This window comes from Phyllobacterium sp. YR620 (genome assembly GCF_900104165.1).
GTDB lineage: Bacteria > Pseudomonadota > Alphaproteobacteria > Rhizobiales > Rhizobiaceae > Phyllobacterium > Phyllobacterium pellucidum.
The window spans coordinates 1352545-1376846 of sequence record NZ_FNJP01000001.1; the positions used below are offsets into that span (position 1 = coordinate 1352545).

Annotated in this window: 30 protein-coding genes; 9 read left to right on the plus strand and 21 right to left on the minus strand. The window is 56.9% G+C overall.

The features are described 5' to 3' along the window. Position 1: 1 nt before the first annotated feature. Positions 2 to 922, plus strand: a complete 921-nt coding sequence (locus BLR72_RS06405; RefSeq protein ID WP_175492281.1) for an ABC transporter permease — start codon at positions 2 to 4, stop codon at positions 920 to 922. Positions 923 to 974: 52 nt separating this feature from the next. After that, positions 975 to 2039 carry a BMP family ABC transporter substrate-binding protein gene (locus BLR72_RS06410; RefSeq protein ID WP_091946175.1) on the plus strand — a complete coding sequence of 355 codons (1065 nt, stop codon included), beginning with the start codon at positions 975 to 977 and terminating at the stop codon, positions 2037 to 2039. A 63-nt stretch (positions 2040 to 2102) separates the two neighbouring features. Here BLR72_RS06410 and bfr read toward each other — a convergent pair whose 3' ends face one another. The 7 genes from bfr to BLR72_RS06445 all read right to left on the minus strand — a co-directional run bounded on the left by bfr (position 2103) and on the right by BLR72_RS06445 (position 5607). Continuing rightward, positions 2103 to 2588, minus strand: coding sequence for a bacterioferritin (bfr, locus tag BLR72_RS06415; protein WP_027233257.1), 486 nt, complete (start codon positions 2586 to 2588; stop codon positions 2103 to 2105). After that, on the minus strand, positions 2554 to 2865 hold the full coding sequence (locus BLR72_RS06420) for a (2Fe-2S)-binding protein (protein ID WP_091946177.1): 312 nt from the start codon (positions 2863 to 2865) through the stop codon (positions 2554 to 2556). Before BLR72_RS06420 ends, bfr begins: the two co-directional genes overlap by 35 nt. Positions 2866 to 3425: 560 nt before the next feature. Continuing rightward, a complete protein-coding gene (gene rirA, locus BLR72_RS06425; RefSeq protein ID WP_091946180.1) occupies positions 3426 to 3887 on the minus strand; it encodes an iron-responsive transcriptional regulator RirA in 462 nt (153 codons plus the stop codon). 188 nt (positions 3888 to 4075) lie between these two features. Then, positions 4076 to 4321 carry a hypothetical protein gene (locus tag BLR72_RS06430; protein WP_027233260.1) on the minus strand — a complete coding sequence of 82 codons (246 nt, stop codon included), beginning with the start codon at positions 4319 to 4321 and terminating at the stop codon, positions 4076 to 4078. A gap of 298 nt (positions 4322 to 4619) precedes the next feature. Continuing rightward, positions 4620 to 4850 carry a hypothetical protein gene (locus BLR72_RS06435; protein ID WP_036815271.1) on the minus strand — a complete coding sequence of 77 codons (231 nt, stop codon included), beginning with the start codon at positions 4848 to 4850 and terminating at the stop codon, positions 4620 to 4622. A 114-nt stretch (positions 4851 to 4964) separates the two neighbouring features. Beyond that, positions 4965 to 5327, minus strand: a complete 363-nt coding sequence (locus BLR72_RS06440; RefSeq protein WP_091946694.1) for a putative quinol monooxygenase — start codon at positions 5325 to 5327, stop codon at positions 4965 to 4967. 100 nt (positions 5328 to 5427) lie between these two features. Further along, positions 5428 to 5607 (minus strand): hypothetical protein, encoded by a 180-nt coding sequence (locus tag BLR72_RS06445; RefSeq protein ID WP_091922863.1) that lies wholly within the window; start codon positions 5605 to 5607, stop codon positions 5428 to 5430. Between the two features lie 192 nt (positions 5608 to 5799). Between BLR72_RS06445 and BLR72_RS06450 the strand changes: the two genes are divergently transcribed. Beyond that, positions 5800 to 6276, plus strand: coding sequence for a host attachment family protein (locus BLR72_RS06450; protein ID WP_244506626.1), 477 nt, complete (start codon positions 5800 to 5802; stop codon positions 6274 to 6276). A 260-nt stretch (positions 6277 to 6536) separates the two neighbouring features. On the opposite strand, the gene BLR72_RS22395 is transcribed toward BLR72_RS06450, so the two are convergent. The 3 genes from BLR72_RS22395 to BLR72_RS22400 form a co-directional block, all read right to left on the minus strand. Next, positions 6537 to 6695, minus strand: coding sequence for a hypothetical protein (locus BLR72_RS22395; protein ID WP_153667455.1), 159 nt, complete (start codon positions 6693 to 6695; stop codon positions 6537 to 6539). Between the two features lie 169 nt (positions 6696 to 6864). After that, complete coding sequence (locus BLR72_RS06455; RefSeq protein ID WP_091946184.1) at positions 6865 to 7953, minus strand: alkene reductase; 1089 nt, start codon at positions 7951 to 7953, stop codon at positions 6865 to 6867. Between the two features lie 49 nt (positions 7954 to 8002). Then, positions 8003 to 8146: a hypothetical protein gene (locus tag BLR72_RS22400; protein ID WP_175492282.1), complete on the minus strand. Its 144-nt coding sequence runs from the start codon at positions 8144 to 8146 to the stop codon at positions 8003 to 8005. Positions 8147 to 8577: 431 nt separating this feature from the next. Between BLR72_RS22400 and BLR72_RS06460 the strand changes: the two genes are divergently transcribed. Further along, positions 8578 to 9045, plus strand: coding sequence for a flavin reductase family protein (locus tag BLR72_RS06460; protein ID WP_244506648.1), 468 nt, complete (start codon positions 8578 to 8580; stop codon positions 9043 to 9045). A 6-nt stretch (positions 9046 to 9051) separates the two neighbouring features. Here BLR72_RS06460 and BLR72_RS06465 read toward each other — a convergent pair whose 3' ends face one another. Next, positions 9052 to 9297, minus strand: coding sequence for a hypothetical protein (locus tag BLR72_RS06465; RefSeq protein WP_027233266.1), 246 nt, complete (start codon positions 9295 to 9297; stop codon positions 9052 to 9054). Positions 9298 to 9565: 268 nt separating this feature from the next. On the opposite strand from BLR72_RS06465, the gene BLR72_RS06470 reads away from it, so the two are divergent. From BLR72_RS06470 to BLR72_RS06480, 3 genes are all read left to right on the plus strand, one after another. After that, complete coding sequence (locus tag BLR72_RS06470) at positions 9566 to 12136, plus strand: autotransporter family protein (RefSeq protein WP_091946187.1); 2571 nt, start codon at positions 9566 to 9568, stop codon at positions 12134 to 12136. Between the two features lie 259 nt (positions 12137 to 12395). Next, a complete protein-coding gene (locus tag BLR72_RS06475; RefSeq protein ID WP_091946191.1) occupies positions 12396 to 12767 on the plus strand; it encodes a COG4315 family predicted lipoprotein in 372 nt (123 codons plus the stop codon). Positions 12768 to 12900: 133 nt separating this feature from the next. Continuing rightward, positions 12901 to 13746: an alpha/beta fold hydrolase gene (locus BLR72_RS06480; protein WP_091946196.1), complete on the plus strand. Its 846-nt coding sequence runs from the start codon at positions 12901 to 12903 to the stop codon at positions 13744 to 13746. On the opposite strand, the gene BLR72_RS06485 is transcribed toward BLR72_RS06480, so the two are convergent. From BLR72_RS06485 to BLR72_RS06500, 4 genes are all read right to left on the minus strand, one after another. Further along, on the minus strand, positions 13747 to 15459 hold the full coding sequence (locus tag BLR72_RS06485; protein WP_091946199.1) for an AMP-binding protein: 1713 nt from the start codon (positions 15457 to 15459) through the stop codon (positions 13747 to 13749). Positions 15460 to 15537: 78 nt separating this feature from the next. Then, entirely contained in the window at positions 15538 to 16338 is an 801-nt protein-coding gene (locus BLR72_RS06490; RefSeq protein WP_244506627.1) for an anti-sigma factor family protein, read from the minus strand. Beyond that, positions 16338 to 16991 carry an RNA polymerase sigma factor gene (locus BLR72_RS06495; RefSeq protein WP_051615397.1) on the minus strand — a complete coding sequence of 218 codons (654 nt, stop codon included), beginning with the start codon at positions 16989 to 16991 and terminating at the stop codon, positions 16338 to 16340. Before BLR72_RS06495 ends, BLR72_RS06490 begins: the two co-directional genes overlap by 1 nt. A gap of 40 nt (positions 16992 to 17031) precedes the next feature. Continuing rightward, complete coding sequence (locus tag BLR72_RS06500) at positions 17032 to 17520, minus strand: tetratricopeptide repeat protein (RefSeq protein WP_244506649.1); 489 nt, start codon at positions 17518 to 17520, stop codon at positions 17032 to 17034. Positions 17521 to 17832: 312 nt separating this feature from the next. On the opposite strand from BLR72_RS06500, the gene BLR72_RS06505 reads away from it, so the two are divergent. After that, a complete protein-coding gene (locus BLR72_RS06505) occupies positions 17833 to 18183 on the plus strand; it encodes a hypothetical protein (protein WP_139202505.1) in 351 nt (116 codons plus the stop codon). A gap of 178 nt (positions 18184 to 18361) precedes the next feature. After that, positions 18362 to 19822 (plus strand): DHA2 family efflux MFS transporter permease subunit, encoded by a 1461-nt coding sequence (locus tag BLR72_RS06510; protein WP_091946207.1) that lies wholly within the window; start codon positions 18362 to 18364, stop codon positions 19820 to 19822. A gap of 13 nt (positions 19823 to 19835) precedes the next feature. Here BLR72_RS06510 and BLR72_RS06515 read toward each other — a convergent pair whose 3' ends face one another. The 6 genes from BLR72_RS06515 to BLR72_RS06540 form a co-directional block, all read right to left on the minus strand. Beyond that, positions 19836 to 20105 (minus strand): hypothetical protein, encoded by a 270-nt coding sequence (locus BLR72_RS06515; protein WP_091922844.1) that lies wholly within the window; start codon positions 20103 to 20105, stop codon positions 19836 to 19838. A gap of 127 nt (positions 20106 to 20232) precedes the next feature. Further along, a complete protein-coding gene (locus BLR72_RS06520; RefSeq protein WP_091946209.1) occupies positions 20233 to 20463 on the minus strand; it encodes a hypothetical protein in 231 nt (76 codons plus the stop codon). Between the two features lie 309 nt (positions 20464 to 20772). Next, on the minus strand, positions 20773 to 21795 hold the full coding sequence (locus BLR72_RS06525; protein WP_348271820.1) for a glycosyltransferase family A protein: 1023 nt from the start codon (positions 21793 to 21795) through the stop codon (positions 20773 to 20775). Next, a complete protein-coding gene (locus tag BLR72_RS06530; protein WP_091946212.1) occupies positions 21780 to 22535 on the minus strand; it encodes a polysaccharide deacetylase family protein in 756 nt (251 codons plus the stop codon). Before BLR72_RS06530 ends, BLR72_RS06525 begins: the two co-directional genes overlap by 16 nt. Before the next feature lie 11 nt (positions 22536 to 22546). Then, a complete protein-coding gene (locus BLR72_RS06535) occupies positions 22547 to 22816 on the minus strand; it encodes a hypothetical protein (RefSeq protein WP_091946215.1) in 270 nt (89 codons plus the stop codon). 300 nt (positions 22817 to 23116) lie between these two features. Further along, complete coding sequence (locus tag BLR72_RS06540) at positions 23117 to 24250, minus strand: glycosyltransferase (RefSeq protein ID WP_175492283.1); 1134 nt, start codon at positions 24248 to 24250, stop codon at positions 23117 to 23119. Between the last annotated feature and the right edge of the window lie 52 nt (positions 24251 to 24302).

The following is a 24302-nucleotide window of genomic DNA, read 5'->3' on the forward strand; positions in this document are numbered from 1 at the left end:
GATGTCCATGTTCGAAGCCATTCTTCTAACGGTTGCGACTGCGGCGACGCCGCTCCTCATTGCCGCCCTCGGCGAACTCGTCGTCGAACGCTCCGGCGTACTTAACCTCGGCGTCGAAGGCATGATGATCATGGGCGCGGTCTGCGGCTTTGCGGTTGCCCAGACGACCGGATCCGCCTGGCTCGGCATGGGCGCGGCCATTTTGGCGGGCGCCGCCTTTTCGCTGCTCTTCGGGTTTCTTACGCTGACCCTTGTGACCAACCAGGTCGCGACCGGCCTCGCACTGACCCTGCTTGGCCTGGGCGCTTCGGCGATGATCGGCGAAAGCTTTGTCGGCCTGCCCGGGGTCAAGATGGAATCGCTCTATATTCCCGGGCTGACCGATATTCCCTATGTCGGCAAGTTCCTCTTCGGCCAGGATCCGATCTTCTATATCTCAATCCTTTTGACGATCGCCGTCGTCTGGTTCCTGTTCAGGACCCGCGCAGGCCTTACATTGCGTGCTGTCGGCGACAATCACACCTCGGCGCATGCGCTTGGCGTTCCCGTTGTCCGCATCCGTTACCTGGCGGTTCTCTTTGGCGGCGCCTGTGCGGGGCTCGCCGGCGGCCAGCTGTCGCTGGTTTATGTGCCGCAATGGGTGGAGAACATGACGGCGGGACGGGGCTGGATCGCGCTTGCACTCGTTGTCTTTGCGTCGTGGCGGCCATGGCGGATTCTGGCGGGCGCCTATCTTTTTGGCGCGGTGAGCATCGGCCAGTTGCATGCGCAGGCGCTGGGTATCGGCATACCCTCCCAGTTCATGTCGTCGCTGCCTTACCTTGCGACAATCCTCGTGCTCGTGCTGATCTCCAGAAACAAGCGGCTGACGCTGATGAATACCCCGACTTCGCTCGGCAAACCCTTCGTACCGGACCGCTAGGGCGGCGCTGGAAACGAAACGCGATATCGCATTAACAGAGAGGTGAACCTAAATGAAAAAATTGATGATGGCGCTGACTGTCGCCAGCTTTGCATTGGCGGGTGCGGCGCACGCCGAGGATAAACTGAAAGTCGGTTTCATCTATATCGGACCCCCCGGTGATTTCGGATGGACCTACCAGCACGACCAGGGCCGCAAGCAACTCGAAAAGGAACTCGGCGACAAGGTCGAGACGACCTTCCTCGAAAACGTACCGGAAGGTGCGGATGCCGAGCGTGCCATCGAGCGCCTCGCACGCGCCGGCAATCAGCTTATCTTCACGACATCGTTCGGCTACATGGATGCAACGAACAAGGTCGCGCAGAAATTCCCCAAGGTGAAATTCGAGCACGCAACCGGCTACAAGACCGCCGAGAACGTCGCTGTTTACAATTCTCGCTTCTATGAGGGACGATATGTGCAAGGCGTGATCGCCGCGAAGATGTCGAAGACGGGCGTTGCCGGCTATATCGGCTCGTTCCCAATTCCGGAAGTCGTGCAGGGCATCAATTCGTTCATGCTTGGCGCACAGTCGGTCAATCCGAACTTCAAGATCAAGGTGATCTGGGCCAATTCCTGGTTCGATCCGGCCAAGGAGGCTGATGCCGCCAAGGCGCTGGTCGATCAGGGCGTCGATATCATTACCCAGCACACGGACTCGACCGCGCCAATGCAGGTTGCGTCGGAGCGCAAGATCAAGGCGTTTGGCCAGGCATCGGACATGATAAAGTTCGGTCCGGAAACACAGCTCACGTCGATCGTCGATAATTGGGGCCCATATTACATCGAGCGCGCCAAGGCAGTCCTCGACGGCACCTGGAAGTCGCACAACGTTTTCGAAGGCATGCATGAGGGCCTCGTCGTCATGGCGCCCTACACCAATATGCCTGACGACGTGAAGAAGCTGGCCGAGGAAACCCAGGCGAAGATCACATCCGGTGAACTGAAGCCATTCACTGGCCCGATCAAGAAGCAGGACGGCAGCGAATGGCTGAAGGCAGGTGAAACCGCCGACGACAAGTCCATCCTCAGCATGAATTTCTACGTTGCCGGCGTTGATGACCAGCTTCCGAAATGAGCCTTAAACGAAAAAAGAAAAGGGCGCCGCTGGCGCCCTTTTTTGTGTCCGGTAAATTCTGGTTCAATCGACGTCGTTGGCCGAAGCAGCGTTGAGCTGGCCGTAACGCTCGACGCCGATAGCGTTCAACAGATCGATCTGCGTCTCGAGGAAGTCGACATGCCCTTCCTCATCCTTCAGGAGTTCGTCAAATAGCTCCTTGGAGACATAGTCGCCGAGCTGATCGCAGATTTCGCGCGATTTCTTGTAGGATTTGACCGCATCATATTCGCCGGCAAGATCGGCTTCGAGCACTTCCTTGATGTTCTGGCCAATGCGCAGGGCGCCGATAGACTGCAGATTGGGATGGCCTTCGAGGAAAATGATGCGCTGGATGATCTTGTCAGCGTGATGCATTTCCTCGATGGATTCTTCACGCTCTTTCTTGGCCAGCTTGGTGTAACCCCAATCGTCAAGCAGGCGATAGTGAAGCCAATATTGATTCACGGCCCCCAGTTCGAGGAACAAAGCTTCGTTAAGCCGCTCGATGACCTTTATGTCGCCCTTCATGTCGTGAACTCCCGTAGTGGTGACGCAATTCCCGAACACGGTCGATGAATGAAACTGCAACAGAATCATCCGAACCATGGCGGAGGTGATATTCTTCCGTCACCTTTATGATGGTTTCAACGACATTTGGGAAGCAGCCACAGCAGCGTCCCCGCTTCTTCATGGCATGGTAAACCTTTGCAGGAACAACGAGTTGCCACGGATCAGCGTCGAGAAGTTCAATGATAGTATTCTCGACTTCCTTCTCGGTAATGATATTGCAATGGCAAACTAGCATTTCGGGTCGACGCCGTATTCTTGAGAAGAAAGGGCCCCGGCCTTCGACACCAAATTGGTATCAAAGCTTAAATAAGCTATTGAAATAAAAGCGTTTTGTACGCAGAGACCTGAAAATACTGTCCCGAAAACGGGGGATACTATCGAACCAGACAATGGTTCCTCCAATCGCAAGGGTTCAAGGCCCAAACATCAAAGGTCATGCGTCACCGTAACGCTTGGTACATAAAACCGGCTATCGCGATAAGTGTCAAATCTATGTGGTGAGATTATGTCATGTTTTCAAGCAGTTAGAATAGTTCTAAACTAGACAAATAACCTAACCAATTCAATCAGGTTAAACCACCAGTGGTCATTTACACCGCAAATTCCCCTCGAAATCCGGTTATGTGTCAAAACGTCTCACGCGCCTTAATGATAGGCTTCTTCTCTGTCGGAGGTCCGTCACAGCATGCCCCGCGAAACCAAAATCCGGGTCGGGCTCACGCAGAATTGGTCGATCGGGCGCACGACCGGTGCGCTCCCGCATAAAGACGCAATGCTGGATAGAAAGCCGTACGGCTAGCTTGCCGCCGCCAGCCGCTTCTCGATGATGTCGATACCGAGGAGGGCGCGCACGTCGCGCTTGTCCACGATATCTTCGATCGTATATTGAGCGAGGACTTCGAAGAACGCGTTGAGCGCCTTGCGCAGCGCGGAATTAAGGCCACAGCTGTCGATCAATGGGCAGTCTGCGGCATCATTGTCGAAGCATTCCGCCATAGAGAAATTCTCTTCGGTCACCCGAACCACGTCGAAGAGGGTGATGTCCTTCGCGGGTTTGCCGAGCTTCACGCCGCCATTGCGGCCGCGTACGGTTTCGATGAAACCGTTCTCGACCAGCGGCTGGAGGATCTTGAAAAGAAAGAGTTCTGAGACTGTGTATGCTTGTGCGATCTCGCCGATCCGGCTCAGATTGCCCTCGTTGGCAGCACAATACATGAGAATGCGGATTGCATAATTCGTCTGTCTTGTCAGGCGCATCGGATTACTTCTCTTTCAACCTGAGCCAGGGACCGGTGCTGAACTATCGCATAAAACCGACAGCTGGCAGCGTCACGGATTCAGGCATGCACTTTGAATCTGAGCCGCAGTTTAGAATTATTCTTGATAAAGTAAACGATAATATGAAGCCCGGTTTCATATTATGCGCGAACCGAGAATCGGGCGCGTTACCGTACGAGTACGACGACCGAGGCCGTGATCAGTGCGGTCGTGACGAGCAGCAACAATCCGTAAAGACGGGGCTTGTCGAACAGGACCGCAAAGCCGGCGGACCATGCCACCACCGCAGCGCCTAAGGCATAAAGAAAACCTGCCTTGTGGGCCCAGGCAATATGAACAGCCATGAGGCCACCGATAATCAAGGCGCCAAACACAACCATGATGGCCAGAGCGTACTTCTCAAAATTGTCCATTCAAGGAACCCACTCTCAATACAAGCTCGAGACGGCCCGCTGGCGTCAAAACCGGACGGCCGGGCCGATAGCCAGACCTTCATAGACCGTTCGCACCCTCGAAGGCAATCGGATACGCTGACGGACGCGGATTGCAGTGAACATGTGTGCGATAGGCAACAAAAAAGGCCGGGAATTCCCGACCTTTCCGAATTCGCCTCGATACCAGTGCCAGTACATCCGTGGTCAAAAGCAGAAGCGAATTTCTGGAAGTTAGATAGGTAAGCGAATGCCAATATACAAGGGCAAGCCAGCCCGCTTATTTCCAGCAGCCATTGTTCTGGCCGTTGAGATTGTGAGAATCGATATCAATCCCGGCAGCAAAGTCGTTCTTGGCAAGATAGACCGCGGTTTCAGGCTTGAGGCGGATCTTGTTCCAGCCGGCGCAACTCGAATTGTGCGCGGGCGGCTGGCTCATCCAGCGCATGGCGCCGCAATTGGTTACCGCGAATGCGCAGGGCAAAAGGAGGGCCAGGCTCAGTTTCTTCATGTTTCGTACTTTCGACGCGTTGTCAGAGCGCGTGCAATCGAGAATATCCGCGCCCTCATCGCATAATTTGAACGCGGCTGAAATTGGACCTTCGGGTAATGAGCGCGCTTCCACTCAATCATCATTGCTGGCGTTGAGTTCTTGCGGCCTCAACCCCTCGGCAGCCCGCGCAGTGAGGGATTGTGCCAGTATCAAACGGCGCGATTTGAGAAGCGGTGCGTTCATTGCCTGCAGCTTGGGCATGCGCGGATTGTTCTCGTGCGCCGTAACCGCCGCCTCGTTTGCGTAAAGTTCGTTGACGATCACCCTGTTCGGGATCGGCGTTCCGTCGCGTTCGATCGGCTTGACCACTTCAAATCGCAAGCAACCCGCTTCCTCTTCGAGGGTCCTGCGGGCATGTTCACGAATAATCGCAGTAAATTCCTCTTCGCAGCCGTCATTGGTTTCGAATTCGACGATAATAGTAAGTGCAGTCATAAAATTGATCTCTCCCATGCATTTCGAGGCTAACAGCCGTTATTCAACAAATCCAGACGCAAGGCCAATGGAGCCGCATTAACCAACGGCTTTTCTGACGTCAGCGTCTTCTCGTGACGAAAAACAGGACGCCTCCGAAGATCATGGTCAACAGACCGATATAGAGCCAGCGCGTCTGCCCCACCATGAAGCTCCCGCCGAGGATGCTCAGTCCCTGCAGCGCCCAGATACCTCCCATGATCACAAGGAGAACCGAAACGATCGAAAGGGCGATCTTCATTGCGTTACATTCCTTTTCAAATGCTTAGGGGTGCCAAGTAGAACGACTTCGGAAAAAAAGCAGGAACTTTCCGCTGCCGCAACCCGTTGACCAACGTCCTCGCCGCACCACCACCAGGCATCAGCTAAAGAACTCGCTTGGTCATTGTGCACATTTCCAACCACACGAAACTCCAGTAAAAAGGAATTCCAGATGACAACATATCAGTCGGAGTCCGCGATGGTGAAGGTCATTTTGAACCGCCAGACCTGGGTCCTGGTTGCCGACGGAGAAAAGGCACTTTTTCTGCGCAACAAGAACGATATGAACAATGTTCAGCTTGGCATCATTCACCAGTTGAGCCAGGCCAATCCGGCTACACGCGAGCAGGGCACCGACAAGCCCGGGCGATTTTCCAGCGGACCCGGCCTTGGCCGTGCGGCGGTCGACGACACCGATTGGCATGAAATGGCGAAAAAACGCTTTGCCAAAGAAATCGCTGACACACTCTATGCCCACGCTCACAAGGGTGAGTTTGAGAAACTCGTCATCGTCGCGCCTCCGCTTATGCTGGGAGAGATGCGTCAGGAGTTCCACAAGGAAGTGTCGGACCGGGTGGTGGCCGAAATCCCCAAGACCCTGACGAACCATTCGACGACAGATATTCAGGCCATCGTAGAAGAGAATTAAGTATCTTGTCGTGGGGGGAGAGCGGCAGTGGAAGCAAGGTTTATGCGCCTTCAATCCAGCTCTTCCTACACAAGCAAAACCCCTGCCTTGACGGTAGGGGTTTCGCGGGTTGAGGCTTGATTTGGCTCTAGCAAACTGGATTCTGGATAAAAATATCGCGCATCGTTTCAGTGCGGCTCAGGCTCAAGGCACCGCTACACTCAACTTGCGTAAATGTTACCACAAGTATCGCAAATTTCAAGAAATAGATGCTGATAACGTTATTTCGATGAACGTTTTAGACGCTCTACTTCTTCTTCCAGATGTTTAATTCGTTCTTCCAAGGCATTGATTGCCTTAAAGACAGCAACGCCCATGCCTTTGAAATCACCGCTATGGATCGCGGCTTCGATCGCATGTCTGGCATTTTCAATCGACATCTCTACCTCCACTTGAGCCGGGGACGGTACATGCAGAAAGCCCAATCCTCAAGGGGCATGAGGATTGGGCCATATTGGCTTGTGGGTTAGCCAAGGGCTGGTTTGGGGGAACCAGTACATTTAAAACGCGAGATCGCGAACTTGGTTCCGGAATTTTCTAAAAAATCTTCTAATCGGTTACTGCGCTCAGGGGCGGGTAGTCGGTGTAGCCTCGTTCACCGGACGTATAGAAGGTGGATTTGTCTGCTGCACTAAGACCCGCGCTCAGTCGCCACCGTTCCGGCAGATCGGGGTTGGCAATGAAGGCCTCGCCCACGGCAACGAGATCAGCAGCGCCCGACGCCAGCACGTTTTCTGCGTCAGCGCGCCCATAGCCACCGGCAACAATGAGCGTTCCGCCGAATGCATCGCGAATGCCTTTCAATGTCCGCGGCTGGCCAATCGACTGCACTATCGGCTCGACGATGTGAAGGTAGGCCAGTCCGAGCGGATCGAGCAACGCGGCAATCCCGGCGAAATTGCCCACAGGATCGCTGTCGCTCATCCCCTGATAGGTATTTGTCGGGGATAGACGGACGCCAACGCGGGCGGCCGGCCAATGCATCTGGGTTGCAGCGATGATCTCGATGAGGAGGCGAGTCCGGTTACTGACCGAGCCGCCATAACGATCGGTCCGGATATTGCTGCCGTCGCGCAAGAACTGATCGATCAGATAGCCATTGGCGCCATGGATCTCGATACCATCGAAACCCGCTGATCGCGCCCGTCTTGCGGCGGCCGCAAACTCGGCGACGATCGTGCCTATTTCCGGGATTTCGAGCGCGCGCGGTGTGGCGTAAGGCTCGGGACCTGTCGACGTGTAGATAGTCCCGGATGCGGCGAGTGCCGATGGTCCCACCGGTTGCCTGCCGTCAAGCAATTGCGAAGGATGGGCCGTGCGTCCCATATGCGACAATTGGGCGAAGATCTTTCCGCCGGCGCCGTGAACGGCATCAGTCACCAGGCGCCAGCCGGATTCCTGGGCTGAATTGGTGAGCCCGGGCCTCGTCGGAACATCGATTGTGCTGAACGGATCGACTTCGATCGATTCCGAAATGATCAGTCCGGCGCCGGCACGCTGGCGATAATAAAGGGCGTTGAGTTCGCTGGGGATCTTGCCGTGCAGCGCACGGCGGCGCGTCATCGGAGCCATGACGATGCGGTTCGAGAGGGAAAGGTCGCCGAACGTCATCGGCGCAAGCAGGCATGGAGCAGACATTGTCACATCAGGAATGAATTAAAGAGGCAAGGAAAATTCGAGCGGATGCTCAGGCTGGCAGCAGGTTGAACAGGATCGCCAGGTGGAAAGCGACTGCTGTTGCAAAAAGCAGGATACCGGGCGCTCGTTCCCGGACAAATCGGTGAGCGGGCCGGGCCAGGGTTGTGCGCTGGGCGAAGTCGATGGAGGCCATGAGGAACCGATTCTCCGTTTGGTCGTGTGCCTATCTTGACGCATTGATTACACGATTAATACGATAGAGATTACGATTTGCGGCTGTCCTCCGGTAGGGTTTTGCGCCCCGGCCGTGTTCAGTAGGATTAAATTTCGTCTGAACCCTCCAAGCTAAAAGCGGATATCTCTACAACGACAGTCGTCTAAAGCGTCTCACTAGATTGGATTTCTCCAAACTGTCGGGATAGGCAAAACAAAATCGCCAAATGGTTGTATCGGGCGCAAAGGAAAAGCTGGCTGCCCGGGTGCCTGGTGTGGTGCAATTGCGGCACGACCTTCATTCGCGATCCGCGACCAAACTATGATGAGGAAAGTATGTCCGTATTTTATTCGGGAGCGGGCGCGGCCCGCCGCGAGCTTTCCGTTGAACCAGACCTGTTCAAGGATTCCATGCGGCATCTCGCCGGTGCCGTGAGCGTCGTTACCGTCGGTCGCGGCGACGACCGAACCGGATTTACCGCAACATCGGTTTCATCGCTGGCGGTCGATCCCGCTTCCGTGATCGTCAGTCTCAATCGCGATTCGTCCTCCTGGCCGGTGCTGCAGCGCCACGGCACGTTTTGCGTGAACGTTCTCGCCCACGATCAACGCCACGTGGCCGAGAGTTTCTCCGGGCGCGGCGGGCGAAAGGGGATCGACCGCTACAAGGATGCCGAGTGGCTGGAACTTTCGACGGGCACCTTGGCGCTCGCTCATGCCCTGACTGTGCTCGATTGCGAACTCGATGACGCGATCGAACGGCATTCGCACGGCATTTTGATCGGCAGGGTGAGAGCAGTTACACTGCGCGCAAATGCCGAGCCGCTGCTCTACTGGCATGGCGCCTATCGTCAGATCGCGCCGCAGTCCCGGAAATGAGAGGCGTCAAGTAACGATTGCGGTTATCGAACAGCCGATGAGCGCGACCGAGACAAAAAGAATAAGCCCGTAAAGGCGTGGCTGGTCGAAGATTACCGCAAAGCCAAGGAAGAAGGCGGAGCAGCCCGAAGCCAGTGCGAACAGGAAGGCCGGCTTATCGCCGGTCGCAATTGCGAACGCCATCAGGCCGGCTACGATCAACGCCCCGAAGACGATAAAGATCCAGGTTGCGAAGGTTTCGTAGCGGTCCATCTTCGGTACTCCAGCATTCAACGGCATTCTGATCATTCCAATTACAACGAAACATGGTGTGTCAGTCAAATCAATCGATGGAGGCCAAAACGTGACCCATATGCTTTGGCGTTGCACAATTGCGCCATATTTGTCACAGCGCGGCGCGAACTGAAACCTGCGGTTGTAGAGCATGCTGGTGAAATATAGGTTGCGTCTGGAGCGTTCTTCCAAGGAGCCAGCATAGCAATCGAGCTATGCCAGCTACTATTGTCAGGTGAGGGGAAGCATGAAGTTTCATGGTGTACGCGCACGACTTCTCTGGCCCTCCATCATTTCACTTCCCACCATTCTGTTATCGGGCCAATCGGCCCAAGCGGCTTGTGTCCTCGTCCCAAATCCCGGCAACAATACTTATACGTGCGACAGCGGTGTCGGCGGACCGCTGATCGATACGGGCGGCAACAACACCCTCATCATGCCGGCTCGCGGAACGGGGTTTATCAACGGTCCGGTCGTATTCGGCGCGGGCGCGGACTCGGTCTTCATCGAATCCGGCACCATACAGGGCAACCTCGACACCGGTGCAGGCAATGATACCGTCGAATTGAGGGGAGGCTTCGTCAACGGAACGATAACCCAGGGCGCCGGCGTCGATACGTTCAAAATGACCGGGGGCACAGTCCAGCGCGTCGAGCAAGGCAGCGAACTCGATACGGCAGTCGTCTCTGGCGGACGAATCATCGGGCAGTTTTTTGCCGGTGACTTTTTTACGATGACCGGAGGTCAGATCGGGGAGGTCAATCTCGAACAGGCCAACAATGAAATGCGCATGTCGGGAGGCACGATCGACCGGTTTGTGATCGCCGCGCAAGGGCGCGACCTTTTGATATTGTCAGGCGGTTCGATTGGTACCTTCGTAGACCTCGGCATTGGTGATAATCGCGTCTTTGTCTCGGGTGGATCGATCGGCAGCACGTTGACGACCGGGACGGGAAACGACCAGTTCACCTGGACCACAGCAGGCACGATCGGCGGTGCCATAAGCCTCGGCGGCGGCAATGACACTGGAACCCTGCAAAACCTGACTGACGCTGTGCTTTCCTCAACGCCGTTGCTGAACGGCGGTGCTGGCACCGACACCCTCACATTCGCCAACACGACCGCGACCACATCCGCACGCTATGTAAACTGGGAAAACGTGGCTCTAACTGCGGGCTCGGTATTCACGCTCGACAGCACGTTCATTCTTGGCGATAGCGGCACGGGCACCGGCAGTTTCTCGATAGATGACAGCAGCACGCTCCTTGCCGGTAACGGCGTCAATGCAGCGATCGCGCCCTTCGATGGTATCCGGTGGGTTTCGCTCACCAATGCCGGCGTCATCGATCTCACCAATGGCACCAGCGGAGCGACGGATACCTTCACTGTTATCGGCAATTATACCGGCAGCGGCGGCGCCATTCGCCTGCAGACGGTCCTCGGGGACGACGCTTCGCCTGCAGACAAACTTGTCATTTCGGGCGGCGCAGCAAGCGGGACGACAGGGCTCGCCGTCACCAACCTCGACGGTCCGGGTGCGGCAACCCGGCAGGATGGTATCCTGGTCGTGCAGGCGATCAACGGTGCGACCACGGCCGGCACGGCGTTCGGCCTAAGCAATGCGGTGGCTGCCGGCGCCTTTGAGTATGCGCTCTTTAAGGGTGGCGTTTCGGCAGGTTCGGATGAAAACTGGTACCTGCGCTCGGCGCTCATTCCCGGATCGGAACCACCGGCGCCGCCCATCGATCCCGATCCCGCCGTCGAAGAACCGGGAGAGGAAATTATCCTGCCGCCGGCGCCGGGAGTTGAACCGCCCACGCCCGGCGCGACGCCCATCGTTGCCGACGATCCAACCGAGGCCATCCCGCTCTATCGCATCGAGGTTCCGGCCTATTCGGTCGTCCCGCCGGCAGTGCGAGAAACCGCGCTCGCCACGCTCGGAACTTTCCACGAACGGCGCGGCGAACAGAGTATCGCTACGTCGAATTCGAATTTTTCCGCAGGTTGGGGCAGGGCTTTTGGCCAATCGACCGATCAAAGCTGGAACGGCACTGTCAATCCATCTGTTGACGGACATCTTTACGGTATTCAAGCCGGCCTCGATATTCTCGGCCATGAAAGCAATGGCGGGCATTATGACATGGCCGGACTGTTCTTCGGCTATTCCAACTTCGATGCCGACATAAAGGGCGAAGCCGTCGGCTGGAAAAATCTCCAGGTCGGCTCGATGAATGTCGATACCACCAGCTTTGGCGGCTATTGGACCCATATTGGCCCGTCTGGATGGTATGTCGATGCCGTGTTGATGGGCTCGTGGTTCAATGGGGATTCTACGTCGTCGCGCGATATTGGAGTCGATATCGACGGAACGGGCATCACGGCCTCGCTCGAGGGCGGCTATCCATTCGCGCTCACGCAGAACTGGAATTTCGAGCCGGAAGCGCAACTGATCTGGCAGCATTTGTCGCTCGACGACCAGTCCGATGCCTTTTCCGATGTATCGTTCGACACCGACGATGGGTATATCGGCCGTGTCGGGTTCCGACTGCAGGGCAAATACGAGACCGCCTCCGGCCTGTTCCAGCCCTATCTGAAGGCCAATCTATGGCACAATTTCAGCGGGACAGATTCTGTTCTTTTCGGCACGGACGCGATCAATACCGAGCTCGAATCAACGTCTTTTGAACTTGGCGCTGGCGTAACCCACGATTTCACCAAGAATGTCAGCGCCTTCGCCGTGGCCGATTACACTTTCGACGTCGATGGCCCACATCAAGAGGTCGTCGAGGGCAATATCGGCCTGCGGGTTAAGTGGTAAGCCATTTCCGGCTCGTCTAGGGTACTGCTATTTCGCGAGGCCCTCTGAATAATAGCGCCGGCTCGCGTGTTCAAAGACATGTGGGAGGAACGGCCGACCGCCGCAAGGCGTTATAGCAGGTGACCCATCCCGCGCGTCAACTGCCTCAATTCCGATCAGAATTTGGCGCATTGTTTGAACAGAGGCGAGCGGCTTGGTTCGCCAAGAAAACGGGCTCTGCCGACATTCTGCCGGCAACCCTGAAGAGGGAGTACATAAAATGCGGACTATACTCGTAGCAATGGGAATACTTGCAGCCACGAGCCTGTCTGTCTTCGCTGCAGAACCGGTGAAGATGATGGATACAAAGATGGGGAAGGTAATGACAACCCCCAGGGGCATGACGCTTTATACGTTCGACAAGGATGCAAAGGGCAAATCCAACTGTGATGCGAAATGCCTGAAAAACTGGCCGGCTTTCCATGCCGATAGCGGCGCAAAGGCGGAAGGCGAGTGGTCGCTCGTCAAGGACGCCGACGGCAAGGAAATGTGGGCCTATGATGGCAAGCCGCTCTACATGTTTGCCAAGGACAAGAAAGCCGGCGATATGAGCGGCGAAGGCGTCGGTGGCGTTTGGCACGTCGCAAAGTAAGATCAAATTCTTTGCAAATGAGAAAGGCGGCTCTGACGGGCCGCCTTTTGCTTTTCATGCTGTGATTGCAAGTGCATGGTAAACATGCTGATCTTCAACCTGGAGTATTGTTACGACAATCAGGAGGACAATCATGCACTTCAAGTCGTTGATCTACTCTCTTGCAGTTCTTTTCGCTCTCGCCACCGGTGTTTTCGCCGCGGAACGGTGGGAACAGCTTCCCGAGCCGCAACCTATGCCGAAGGCAGACAAGAGCGGCACAGCCCCCGTAAACGGTATTGAGATGTATTATGCCGTTTACGGCAAGGGACCGCCGGTCCTGCTCATCCATGGTGGCCTCGGCTATGCCGATATCTGGGGTGCGCAAGTGGCCGATCTTTCCAAGGACCATATGGTTATCGTTGCTGAAAGCCGCGGGCATGGACGCTCGACGCGCACCGCCGATCCCTATAGTTACGACCTCATGGCTTCCGACTACGTCGCCCTTCTTGATTATCTCAAGGTCGACAAGGCGGCGATCGTCGGCTGGAGCGACGGCGGTATCATCGGTATCGATATCGCCATGAAGCATCCCGAGAAGCTGACGAAGGTCTTTGCCCAGGCGGCAAATACGAAGGTCGACGGTGTGAAACCGGACGTCATGCAGAACAAAACGTTTGCCGGCTACATAGATCACGCGGGGCAGGTCTATAAGAAGATTTCGCCGACGCCGGACCAGTACGACGCCTTTGTCGAGCAGATCAGCGGCATGTGGGCAAGCCAGCCAAACTGGACCGACGACGATCTGAAAAAGATCAAAACGCCTATTGCCATCGTGCTTGGCGATCACGACGAGGCGATCACCCGCGAGCATACGGACTACATGGCCAAGACCATACCCGGCGCGAAGCTGATCATTCTCGACAATGCCAGCCACTTCGCCATGGTCCAGGATCCGGAAGGCTACAACAAGGCAGTCCGTGATTTCATCGACAATTGATCAAGCGGTCTTCTGTTCTTCGACCCCAAGCTCATCCGCCATTTGTCGGCGGATGAGGAATTTCTGGATCTTGCCGGTCACCGTTAGCGGAAACGCTTCAACGAAACGGACATAGCGCGGCACCTTGTAATGCGCGATCTGTCCTTGACAGAACATGCGGATTTCCTCCTCGGTTCCTGTCTCGCCGGTTTTCAGGATAATCCAGGCACATAGTTCCTCGCCATACTTCAGGTCGGGAACACCGACGACGGTCACGTCCTTCACTTTTACGTGGCGGAAGAGGAATTCCTCGACCTCGCGCGGATAGATGTTCTCGCCGCCACGGACCACCATGTCCTTCTGGCGGCCGACTATGTTGCCGTAGCCTTCTTCATCGATGGTCGCGAGATCGCCGGTGTGCATCCAGCCATCCGCATCAATGGCTTCAGCGGTTTTCTCCGCATCGTCCCAATAACCGATCATCACCGAATAGCCCCGGGTGCAGAGCTCGCCAGGGGTGCCGCGCGGCACGGTGTTGCCTTCCGTATCGATTACCTTGCATTCAAGATGCGGCTGGACACGCCCGATGGTTGAAACGCGGCGCGACACCGGGTCTTCGGCCGAACTCTGAAAGCTGACCGGGCTCGTTTCGGTCATGCCGTAGGCGATCGTGACGTCGCTCATGTGCATGCGCTCGATTACTTGCTTCATGATCTCGATCGGGCAGGGCGAACCTGCCATGCAACCGGTGCGCAAGGAGGAGAGGTCGAATTTGTCGAATTCCGGGTGGCCGAGTTCGGCGATGAACATCGTCGGCACGCCGTAAAGCGCGGTGCAACGCTCCGTCTCAACCGCCTGCAGCACGGCGAGCGCATCGAACCCCTCGGAAGGGTAGACCATGGTTGCGCCATGAGCGACGCAGCCAAGATTGGCCATGACCATGCCGAAGCAGTGATAAAGCGGCACCGGTATGCAGAGGCGGTCGCCCGGGCGAAGACCGACGCTGCGGCCGACAAAGAACCCGTTGTTGAGAATATTGCGGTGCGATAGCGTCGCTCCCTTTGGCAGACCTGTGGTTCCACTGGTGAACTGGATATTGACGGCGTCCTTCGGACTGATGGCCCTGTGCCGACGCTCCAGTTCGACGTGGTGTTCTCTTTCTGCAAATGCGGGCACGGCGTCGAAGGCAAGCCAACCCGGCCGCTTTCCTTCACCGATCCTGATCACGTGCCGCAGATGCGGCAATTTCTTTGAAACGATCGTATGTCCCGCAAGAATTTCCGGTGCCAGCGTTTCCACCATTTCCGCATATTCGCTGGTCTTGAAACGCTCGGGAGCAACAAGCGCCTTGACGCCGACCTTGTTCAGCGTGAATTCGAGTTCCGACAGGCGGTAGGCGGGATTGATGTTGACGAGGATCAAGCCGGCTCGGGCGGCGGCAAACTGCGTCACGGTCCATTCGGCGCGGTTGGGTGACCAGATGCCGATCCTTTCGCCAGGCTCCATGCCAAGCGCGATTAGCTCGGCCGCAAATGCGTCAGCTCTTGCCTTGAGCTCAGAATATGTCAGGCGAACGCCCTGATGTACGGCGACGAGAGCATCGACATCCCCCCAGCGCTCTGTAGCATCATCGAGCGCCTGCGATATGGTCTTGTCGAGAAGCGGCGGCTCGTTTGGGCCGCGCACGTGGCTTAAACGTGAATCGTCGCCCGTAGAGGCTGCAGCCGGGCTCATGACGTTTCCTCCCAGGGTCAACGGCACATACCCGATAGACTAGCCGAAAGCCGAGAAAATACCCACGCTGATTTTCGCTCAGGCGCTGATGGCGGTGCGTAGCTTTTCGGCAAGCCCGCTCAACTGATCGACAGGGTTGCGACCGACGAGCATGTAGCCATGGGCGGCATCGGCCCAGTAAACCACATTCATGCCGTAGCGCTTTTCGACCTGCGGCGCGAAGGCGCCGCGTGCAGACTTGACGATGCACAGTGCAAGCGGTCCGTGCTCCGGATCGAGAAAAGCAAGCTGACCAAGCGGCCTGCCGTCATATTGCAGAAGCTGCGCGCGCTTGAGCGGTATATCGGGAAGCGTCAAAGCGGAGGCAGGCAATTGAAGGCCGAGCCTGTCGCTTATCAACTGCAATTGCGCTGTCTGTACGCCCGGATCGTTTGCGAGATCCGCCAGCGTATCGGCGGTATAGAGACTGAGGTATTCGGCGACGACCGAACGCCATTCCGAACCGTCTGCTTCCTCGTGATCATCCTTGATCCGCAAATAGGCGCGATCGATCGCGACGCCGACAAAAACAGATGCAACTGCTGCAGCGAGCAAACCGCGACGTGTCCAGTTATGGCCCCTTGGCTCGGCGGCGTTGGGTGAGGGAAGGCGCGCAAGTATCGCTTCCAAATCAGAAGCAGGTGCATTCTCCAACAGCGGAACGAACGCGTCGTAGAATGGCATCTCGCTGCGCGAAAGGAACTCATAGCGCGCAGCCACCTCAGGATCGCTCTCGACCAGGGCTCCGATACGCCGCCGTTCCTCGCCGGCGAGTTCGCCATCGAGGAAAGCAACCAATAGTTCGTCGGAGGGCATTTCAGGATGCTTGTGTTCGCTCATCAACTGCCCCCTTTCGTCCGTCTGGCAACCGCGTCCTCATCCATGTTCTCGGCAAGTTTCGCGCGAGCCGCAGCAAGCCGGCTCATGACCGTGCCAATCGGAACATCCAGCACATCTGCGACTTCGCGGTAGGAGAGGCCCTCGACATAGGCAAGAAACACGGCCGTTCTTTGCGCTTCGGGCAGGGCGTTGACCTTGCGCAAAACCTGATTGGCCATGACATGGGTTTCGGTATCCTGTTCACCGTCGAATGTCAGCGTCAGGTCTGCATCAACGAAGCCGTTGCCCATACGAATGCGGCGCGAGCGCACTTCGTTCAGCCAGATTGAATGCAGGATAGAAAACAACCAGCGGTCGAGGCGCGTGCCGCTGGTAAACTGGTTCGCCCGCTCAAGGGCACGCACGCATGTTGCCTGGACGAGATCGTCGGCCACGTCGCGCTGACGTGACAGCACGATCCCATAGCGCCAGAGCCGAGCGAGGTGCTGGCTCAAACTCGCCCTGATTTCGTGTTCGCTCGCGATGATTGCCTCCGCGCCAACTCGTTCTTTGCGAACGTCGGGCAGCGATGATGCGCCCGTGTCCGGGCGACTATAAGCATAAAGTTGAAGATGAGCGACAGGCACTTTGTGCTCCTTTGGTGAACCCGGCATGCCGCTCATGCTGTTTTCCTAAAGCCGCGCGTGATCGGGGTCAGATTTTAGAGGGCTTTTCGATTGCCTCGTGAAGGTCGCGATATTCTTCGCAACTTGTCCCGCAGATCGATTTGATCGTCGTCAACTGTTCCTTGGCGAGGTCGATCTGGCCCTTGATGACATAGGCTTCACCGAGATACTCGCGAACTTTCGCGTATTTCGGATCGAGCGCGACCGACTTTTTGTACCAGGAGATGCCCTCATCGGTGCGGCCGAGCTTGCGTGTCGCATAGCCTCGATAGTTGAGCGCCTCCTTGGTGTTCGGATCCTTCAATGTATCGAGCATGTCGAGCGCTTCCTGGTAGCGGCCGGCCTTGGCCAGCGTATAGGCATATTCGGTGCGGTCTTCGTCCGGAACGTTGCTGGTGGTCTTATCGACGCATTTCTTCGACTTCTTTTCGTAAACCTTGCCCTTGGGACAGGTCGGCGTCGTTGCTGCATCGTCGCTGCCTCCGCCTCCCGCGGCGACGCTTGCGCCAGGAAGCATCGCGATCGCAAGTCCGGCGCCAAGCAGGGCGGCAGGCACCTGCCGGTAGAGTGTGTTTAAGATGTTGCTCATGAGATCAGTCTCCGCTGGTAGGGAACGTGCGACCTAAAGAACACTTGGAGAGGGGGTTTATTCGAAGCGCCCACGCAGTATTCGGCGAAACGCCGCTTTGCAATTCAATTTCAGAACCGCTCCGCTCGCGGGAATCGCTTGCTCCATTCGCGGCGAATTTTGATCGGATATACGTTCCGGGCGTGGTCCCTACCTTGTAGATTAAGGAGGACCACAAGCTCCTCAACCTCACGAAAACACATGAACTGCAGAACGGCTGAACCCATGACCTCCGATATTGCCAGCGCCCCGCTCGTGCAATCATTGCTCGCAGGGCTCGACATGCGTTCAAACAAAGCGCGTGAGCAAGAACGCGCACCGCGAAAAGTCGTATCTGCCGTCGAGCGTGCGAGCAAACATGTCGAAGCGGCAAGACGCGCTGCCGACGCGAGCCTGGCGCGGGCCAAGGCGGCCCCCCGGCCGCACGAGATCACCAATCCCGTCTTTGTCGCCTTGTTCGACGCGCATCAGCAGGACAGGGAAGCGCTCTTTGCGGCCATGCGCGCCCTCGATGCGGCGCGGACAGACGAGTCCGCTGACGATCGGGTTTGAGCGGCGGTGCTCTGCGCACGATTTTGTTACCGAAGCCTGGAGCGGATTTCAAAAAACACTATGGCCTTCGCAGCCGCGCGCTAATATATCAATTCCGTTCCTGCGAGCCCCAGCGCGTCTTCCCAGCCGTTGTGCCGTCGCGGCGCAATCGGTCCCAATCGAAAGAGCTGTCTTAAAAATGTCGGATCAGACTTGTCATGTTGCTGCGACCTCTCAAGGCGCGCTTCAGAGACCGGCGCCGAACTTCCGTATCATTGCGATGATCATTGCCAGCGCCATGTTCATGGAGCAACTCGATGCTACGGTGCTTGCAACGGCGCTGCCGACAATGGCGCGTGATTTCGGCGTCAGCGCGCCGGCGATGAGCATCGCGCTCACATCTTATCTTTTGAGCCTTGCCATTTTCATACCGGCGAGTGGCCGGGTTGCCGACCGGTTCGGATCCCGCACCGTTTTCCGCACGGCCATCGGCGTATTCATCCTGGGTTCCGTGCTTTGCGCCTTCGCGCCGAACCTCACTTTCCTCGTCTTTGCGAGACTGGTGCAGGGCCTCGGCGGCGCCATGATGATGCCGGTGGGCCGTCTGGTGCTGATGCGCAGCGTCGAGCGCAAGAATCTCGTTTCGGCCATGTCGTGGTTGCTGGTACCGGCCCTGATCGGCCCGATCCTCGGTCCGCCTGTTGGCGGCCTGATCGTGACCTACCTCGACTGGCGCTGGATTTTCTACATCAATGTCCCGATTGGCATACTGGGCTTCATCCTCGTCAGCCTGTTCATAGAGGATTTCAAGGGCGAAGCGCGGGGACCCTTTGACTGGACCGGCCTGTTCCTTTCCGGCATATCGCTCGGCTCCCTGCTTTTCGGCTTCGAAATGGCAAGCCGCAGCGGCGAGGCCGGCCTTGCGGCTTCGCTGGTCGCAGTCGGCGCAATGGCCGGCATTGCTTATCTGCGTCATGCACGGCGCCACCCGTCGCCCATTCTCGATTTTTCGCTGATGCGCATTCCGAGCTTCAGCGCCTCGGTGGTCGCGGGATCGTTGACCCGTATTACGCAGGGCGCACAGCCGTTCCTGCTGCCGCTCATGTTGCAGCTTGGCTTCAACCTCTCCGCCGCATCGGCCGGCGCGATCGTCATCGCGACGGCACTCGGGTCGATGACGATGAAGGCGGTTGCACCAAAGATCCTGAGGCAGTTCGGCTTCCGCAACAGCCTCATCGTCAACGGCATAATCTCGACATTCGGCTATGCGCTGTGCGCGGCGTTCCGGCCGGATTGGCCGCTGCCGCTGATCTTCGTCATTCTCTATTTCTGCGGCTTCTTCATGTCGTTTCAGTTCACCGCCTATAATACGGTCGCCTATGACGAGATCGGACGCGATCAGATGAGTTCGGCGACCAGTTTCTATACGACGTTCCAGCAGTTGATGCTGTCGCTGGGGATTTGTGTCGGCGCGCTTGCGCTGCACGGATCAATGCTTGCGCGCGACCACGATGTGCCGGAACTCGGCGACTTCTCGGTCGCTTTCATCATCGTCACGGCGATCTCCATCACCGCAACGGTCTGGAACATGCGGTTCTCAAATTCCGCGGGCGCCGATATCAGCGGGCATCAGGTAAAGACAACGCCGCGAAAGGCGTGATCTTCCGTCATGATCATCCATCGATGGTGAGAGAAATGACGCTGTTGTGATGGGTCTTGCAGACGAAGGGCGTGTTGCCGTTGGCCTTGCCCTGGATCGTCATCCACATGCCCTTGCCGAAATTGGTGGTGACCGCGGAAGCAGCGGGCGGTGTGAGCCCCTTTTTCTGGAGCGCTGCGCTGCAGGCGGCAATTGATCGCGGCTTGTTGGCCGATTCACCCGGCATCGGTGCGCTGACGATGAAGGCGCAAACCGGGACGATAAAGATGAGATAGCTTTTCACGATTCCCTCCCCAAAGAATGTGATCAGTAGGGGAGCTTACGCTTATTGCGGGTGGACAACCATCCAGCCAAAATCTCTAGCTCGAATGAATGGGTCTTCTGGACGGGAGTGCAGATACCTCAGCCGCTCAGGCCGCTTCAGCCATCTGCACCAGACGGTAAAGCTCGCGCTCAAGCGTTGCAATATCGGCAGCGTGTTGCGTGCGCCCGCCATGGTGGAGCAGGAAGACCGCGCCGCTTTTCTCAATGCAGCAAAGACCGTCGGCATAGACATAGCCTTCACCGTCGCACATGCCTACAGCGAAAAGATCGTCGCAGTAGTCACGCGATTCTACGAACTCTTCGAAGCTCAGTTTCATTCCGGTCATCCTTCAAGACGCCAATGTCAGTGATCGGATTTTGAGCCGATTCGCCTGAAATGCCTAGAAGGCGACGCGTTTGACCCCAATATTTGCGCCTGCAGGGCCGAAGTCCGCTAGATGTGGAGCAAGCCCAGCGTTACGCCAAGGCTGAGGCCGATTGTGAATACGGTGAAACAATTGAAAGCTGTCAGGCGCATGAGGTTTTTCCCCCGTCATTATTATTCGATCGCCAATCATCCAACAGATCGGCGATGCTGACAATCGCCCTAAAAGGATGAAGTGCCGCGCGATACACCGCGTCGGGCTTCACGCCCCGTCGGTTCGCCTGTAGTGGGCTGATTTGCAACCAAGGCAGGCAGCAATGAGGCCGGTAATAGATCCGAGGCAGGATGTCGCCCTGACCAGTGACTGTCCCCCCGTGAATGGTGCGGCCAGACAGTATAAGGCAAACGACAGGATGCGCGCCGCTAGCGAACCCGGCAATCTAAACAGCGTTTTCAAGGGACGCTTTTCCAGTTTGGAACGGAATTCCGTCGTGCAATGGTCCTTGTTGCGTTTGAATTGATAGAGGAACGTGAGTCGTGCAGATGGAATTGTTTCGTGAGCGACAGCAAGCGGCGTCCATCCGGTGAGGGCGCCCATTTTCCTTGCTTCCGACCAGAGACGCCAGTCCTCGCCGCCGGCAAGCCCCAATTGGGTATCGAAGCGTAGCCCTGTCAAACGAAAGAACTCTACCCGCCCCATCCAACTGCCGGTGGCAAGTTTTATCCTATGGTGTGAACCTGTATCGCGCATGCGACGGCACTTCGCTTCGCAGGCCCGACTGTGCCAAACCAGGCCGTTCCACACCAGTCTTTCCCGAAATGGTGCGTCAGCATCGATGGGGGCGGGACGGACGGGCGAACCCACAATGTCGAGATCGAGCTTGTCGCGCTCGCAAAGCAGGTGCATCAGCCAGTCCGGCTCGACTGTTTCGTCGTCATCGGCAAAGGTCAAAAGTTCCCCGCAAGCGTCGATCGCACATTCGATCGCCCGGTTACGCGCGGATGCAATCCCAAGGTTGGGCTCGATTTCATACCGCACACTCGTCTCCGGTACTTGCAATCGAAACATTTCGATTATGCGGTCAAGCGTGGCGTGGCCGCTGTTCTCAATGATGATGAAAACAAGATCGGTATCGCTCGGTCGTTCTAGTCGTCCATAGGACTCAAGCAGTTGGGCAAGCATTTGTGGTCGATTGCGGGTTACGGTGCCGATACATATCCGGCGCCGTCCTGCCAACGCCGGTTTTGCCGCGCTGGAATGGTCCATGGTCAACCCGTCAGGCATTTGCGCAGCACGTTCATCCAGCCGTCGGAGCAACGTGCGATGCGGCGGGGCAGCATAAAAGCGTCGTGTGAGGGGCGGGCGCGCCCCCGAATTGTGGTTGTCGCGTGCGCATAGCCGGCATCCTCGACCATACGCCTGACATTCTCGGAGACATCGCCATAAGGATAACAGAAGGCGTCAACCGTGTTGCCGACGATATCCTCGAGTTCCTTGCGAGAGTCTTCGATTTGGCGCTTCGCTTCGCGAGCGGGGATGGCGGGGAGGTGGACATGATCGAGAGTGTGTGCGCCGACCTCATTGCCTGCGGCAGTCCATTCGAGCAATTCCAATTTCGACATGCAGGGCGAAGCGGGCACGCCAACTTCTGCGTCCCAGACGTTCGAACCACCAATCTGCCGGCTCACGAAGTAATTGGTAGCGGTGAACCCGAGCGACGACAGGACAGGCAACGCATGTGTGTGCACGTTTTGAAAGCCATCGTCGAAGGTGATTCCAACGACGCGTCCGGATTTCTGACCCGATAGATATGGTTTGAGATCGTGCATCGACAGGCCGATGAAGCCCAGGCGCTTCAACCGATGCATTTGCGTCCTAAAGTTGGGTGGACCGACCGTCAATTCGCGAAATGGCGTGCCGCGCGGCGGCACCTGATCGATCTGGTGATACATCAGAATAGGAACCGGCCGATCTGCGCCGCTCGTGGTTCCGCGTAATTCCTCGTCGCCCGGTTGGCCCGCCATCGCGAATTCCCTCACGATAGGCGCGCAAGAAGCGCACAGGCAGCGAGTATCGCCGCAATCGAAGCTGCACTCGCGCCTTTGGCAAGAAGCGCGCTCTGGCGCATGGAAGCGTCGATCGTCTCGGCAAGCGCGTTGCGACCATCCGACAGGCTGGCCAGTTCATCGGCGGTGATAATGTCGGTTGAAGCGTGCCAATGCCAGCCCGCTTTCATCGCAAACGCAACGGCGCCGAGGGTCGCAGCCGCAGCGAACCAGTTGGTGATGAATTTCTCGACAAACATTATCTACCCGCAACTGGGATGTGCAAAACGAAACTGGCAATCAGCCGACTATCCGGAAAATGAAAGAAAGGCTATGCGAAAAAAGATTAGATCTTACTAAATGAAAGTATTCAATACTTGATCGAATAATTATACTTGTGACTTTCTCAAATATATTACTACATTATTACATTGCAAAAAATCTGCACCTCAATGCCCTATAAGTCAGATGTTTTCAATAATACTTTCGCAGTATGATTCAAGTCAAAACGGGGAAGCCGCACACTCAAGGCGCATCATGCGGCACATTTTCAGCTTACCTCAGGACGACAAGATCCGCGTGGGCTCGGGTACCGAAAGCTCCGCTATTTGTCCTTGCAGGATTTTTTCGACCTCGATTGCGATGCGCGCGGGATCGCTCAAGGTCACGGCCCGGAAGCGTCCGTTCTCGGCGTTGGCATCATCCGGCTGATCGATGGTCTCGACGATCGCGGAACCCAACCGCTCAGGATCGTGCTCGGCGATCAGGTACCCGTAGCGCCTGTCGGTAATCACTTCGCCGAGACCGCCGTGCATCACGGAAGCTACCACCGGGATGCCGTAGGTCATCGCCTCGACCGGCGTATTGCCGAAGGCATCCCAATCGGAATTGAACAGCAGGACATCCAGGCCGAGATAGAAGTCGCGCATATCCGCAATCCAGCCGAGCCAATGGATACGGTCGGCGATACCGAGTTCCTGCGCCAGAGCCTGCAGCTTCTCATTTTCGGGACCAGAACCCGCGATGGCGAAACGCACGTCGGGCCGCTTTACGGCAACGACCGCGGCGGTTCGCAAGAACACGTCAAACCGTTTGCGATCGATAAGCCAGCCGGCATTGCCGACGATTTTGGCTTGTGGCGGCAACCCGTACCGTCGCCGTGCGGCCGCCTTATCCTCCGCAGAAGCCTTTTCCGGCACCGCCAGCGGATTGCGGATCGTGCGGGTTATGGATTTGACAGAAGGGACGATGGTTTCAGCCTCGAGCCGTACAAAATCCGACGGGTAACTGATTGCATCGAAGCGGCGCTTTGCCAAACCATAGAAAAGTTTCCACTGCCAATCGGGACGCACCGAATGGTGGAAATGCATGGCGAGGAGGCGGCGACCGCGCGCAATGCCGCCCAGCGTCAGCATTGCCAGGAGATTGCTCCCCGTCATCATCAGGGCATCTGCCCGCTCGCCCCGCAGGATCCGGTAAAGCGTGGGCAGGCTGCGCCAACCCAGGGCGCCCCGATACTCCATCCCGACCGCCTCGATGCCTGACTTGTCCAAATGCTCCTTGAGGGCACCGAGCGGATTGAGCGATATGACTTTAATCTCGTGGCCGCGATCCTGAAGGCATTGCATCAGCCGCAGCGAGGCCTGCTCCATGCCACCGAGTTCAGTGCACTGAATGATATTGAGAATGCGCATATCTTTGCCCCGATCGGACAGCGCCCACATTGCGAGCACTATTTGTTAGAGG

Coding starts and splice junctions, on each gene's coding strand:
- BLR72_RS06405 (WP_175492281.1), top strand. CDS start 2: ATGTCCATGTTCGAAGCCATTCTTCTAACGGTTGCGACTGCGGCGACG.
- BLR72_RS06410 (WP_091946175.1), top strand. CDS start 975: ATGAAAAAATTGATGATGGCGCTGACTGTCGCCAGCTTTGCATTGGCG.
- bfr (WP_027233257.1), bottom strand. CDS start 2,588: ATGAAGGGCGACATAAAGGTCATCGAGCGGCTTAACGAAGCTTTGTTC.
- BLR72_RS06420 (WP_091946177.1), bottom strand. CDS start 2,865: ATGCTAGTTTGCCATTGCAATATCATTACCGAGAAGGAAGTCGAGAAT.
- rirA (WP_091946180.1), bottom strand. CDS start 3,887: ATGCGCCTGACAAGACAGACGAATTATGCAATCCGCATTCTCATGTAT.
- BLR72_RS06430 (WP_027233260.1), bottom strand. CDS start 4,321: ATGGACAATTTTGAGAAGTACGCTCTGGCCATCATGGTTGTGTTTGGC.
- BLR72_RS06435 (WP_036815271.1), bottom strand. CDS start 4,850: ATGAAGAAACTGAGCCTGGCCCTCCTTTTGCCCTGCGCATTCGCGGTA.
- BLR72_RS06440 (WP_091946694.1), bottom strand. CDS start 5,327: ATGACTGCACTTACTATTATCGTCGAATTCGAAACCAATGACGGCTGC.
- BLR72_RS06445 (WP_091922863.1), bottom strand. CDS start 5,607: ATGAAGATCGCCCTTTCGATCGTTTCGGTTCTCCTTGTGATCATGGGA.
- BLR72_RS06450 (WP_244506626.1), top strand. CDS start 5,800: ATGACAACATATCAGTCGGAGTCCGCGATGGTGAAGGTCATTTTGAAC.
- BLR72_RS22395 (WP_153667455.1), bottom strand. CDS start 6,695: ATGTCGATTGAAAATGCCAGACATGCGATCGAAGCCGCGATCCATAGC.
- BLR72_RS06455 (WP_091946184.1), bottom strand. CDS start 7,953: ATGTCTGCTCCATGCCTGCTTGCGCCGATGACGTTCGGCGACCTTTCC.
- BLR72_RS22400 (WP_175492282.1), bottom strand. CDS start 8,146: ATGGCCTCCATCGACTTCGCCCAGCGCACAACCCTGGCCCGGCCCGCT.
- BLR72_RS06460 (WP_244506648.1), top strand. CDS start 8,578: ATGCGGCATCTCGCCGGTGCCGTGAGCGTCGTTACCGTCGGTCGCGGC.
- BLR72_RS06465 (WP_027233266.1), bottom strand. CDS start 9,297: ATGGACCGCTACGAAACCTTCGCAACCTGGATCTTTATCGTCTTCGGG.
- BLR72_RS06470 (WP_091946187.1), top strand. CDS start 9,566: ATGAAGTTTCATGGTGTACGCGCACGACTTCTCTGGCCCTCCATCATT.
- BLR72_RS06475 (WP_091946191.1), top strand. CDS start 12,396: ATGCGGACTATACTCGTAGCAATGGGAATACTTGCAGCCACGAGCCTG.
- BLR72_RS06480 (WP_091946196.1), top strand. CDS start 12,901: ATGCACTTCAAGTCGTTGATCTACTCTCTTGCAGTTCTTTTCGCTCTC.
- BLR72_RS06485 (WP_091946199.1), bottom strand. CDS start 15,459: ATGAGCCCGGCTGCAGCCTCTACGGGCGACGATTCACGTTTAAGCCAC.
- BLR72_RS06490 (WP_244506627.1), bottom strand. CDS start 16,338: ATGAGCGAACACAAGCATCCTGAAATGCCCTCCGACGAACTATTGGTT.
- BLR72_RS06495 (WP_051615397.1), bottom strand. CDS start 16,991: ATGCCGGGTTCACCAAAGGAGCACAAAGTGCCTGTCGCTCATCTTCAA.
- BLR72_RS06500 (WP_244506649.1), bottom strand. CDS start 17,520: ATGCTTCCTGGCGCAAGCGTCGCCGCGGGAGGCGGAGGCAGCGACGAT.
- BLR72_RS06505 (WP_139202505.1), top strand. CDS start 17,833: ATGAACTGCAGAACGGCTGAACCCATGACCTCCGATATTGCCAGCGCC.
- BLR72_RS06510 (WP_091946207.1), top strand. CDS start 18,362: ATGTCGGATCAGACTTGTCATGTTGCTGCGACCTCTCAAGGCGCGCTT.
- BLR72_RS06520 (WP_091946209.1), bottom strand. CDS start 20,463: ATGAAACTGAGCTTCGAAGAGTTCGTAGAATCGCGTGACTACTGCGAC.
- BLR72_RS06525 (WP_348271820.1), bottom strand. CDS start 21,795: ATGCCTGACGGGTTGACCATGGACCATTCCAGCGCGGCAAAACCGGCG.
- BLR72_RS06530 (WP_091946212.1), bottom strand. CDS start 22,535: ATGGCGGGCCAACCGGGCGACGAGGAATTACGCGGAACCACGAGCGGC.
- BLR72_RS06535 (WP_091946215.1), bottom strand. CDS start 22,816: ATGTTTGTCGAGAAATTCATCACCAACTGGTTCGCTGCGGCTGCGACC.
- BLR72_RS06540 (WP_175492283.1), bottom strand. CDS start 24,250: ATGCGCATTCTCAATATCATTCAGTGCACTGAACTCGGTGGCATGGAG.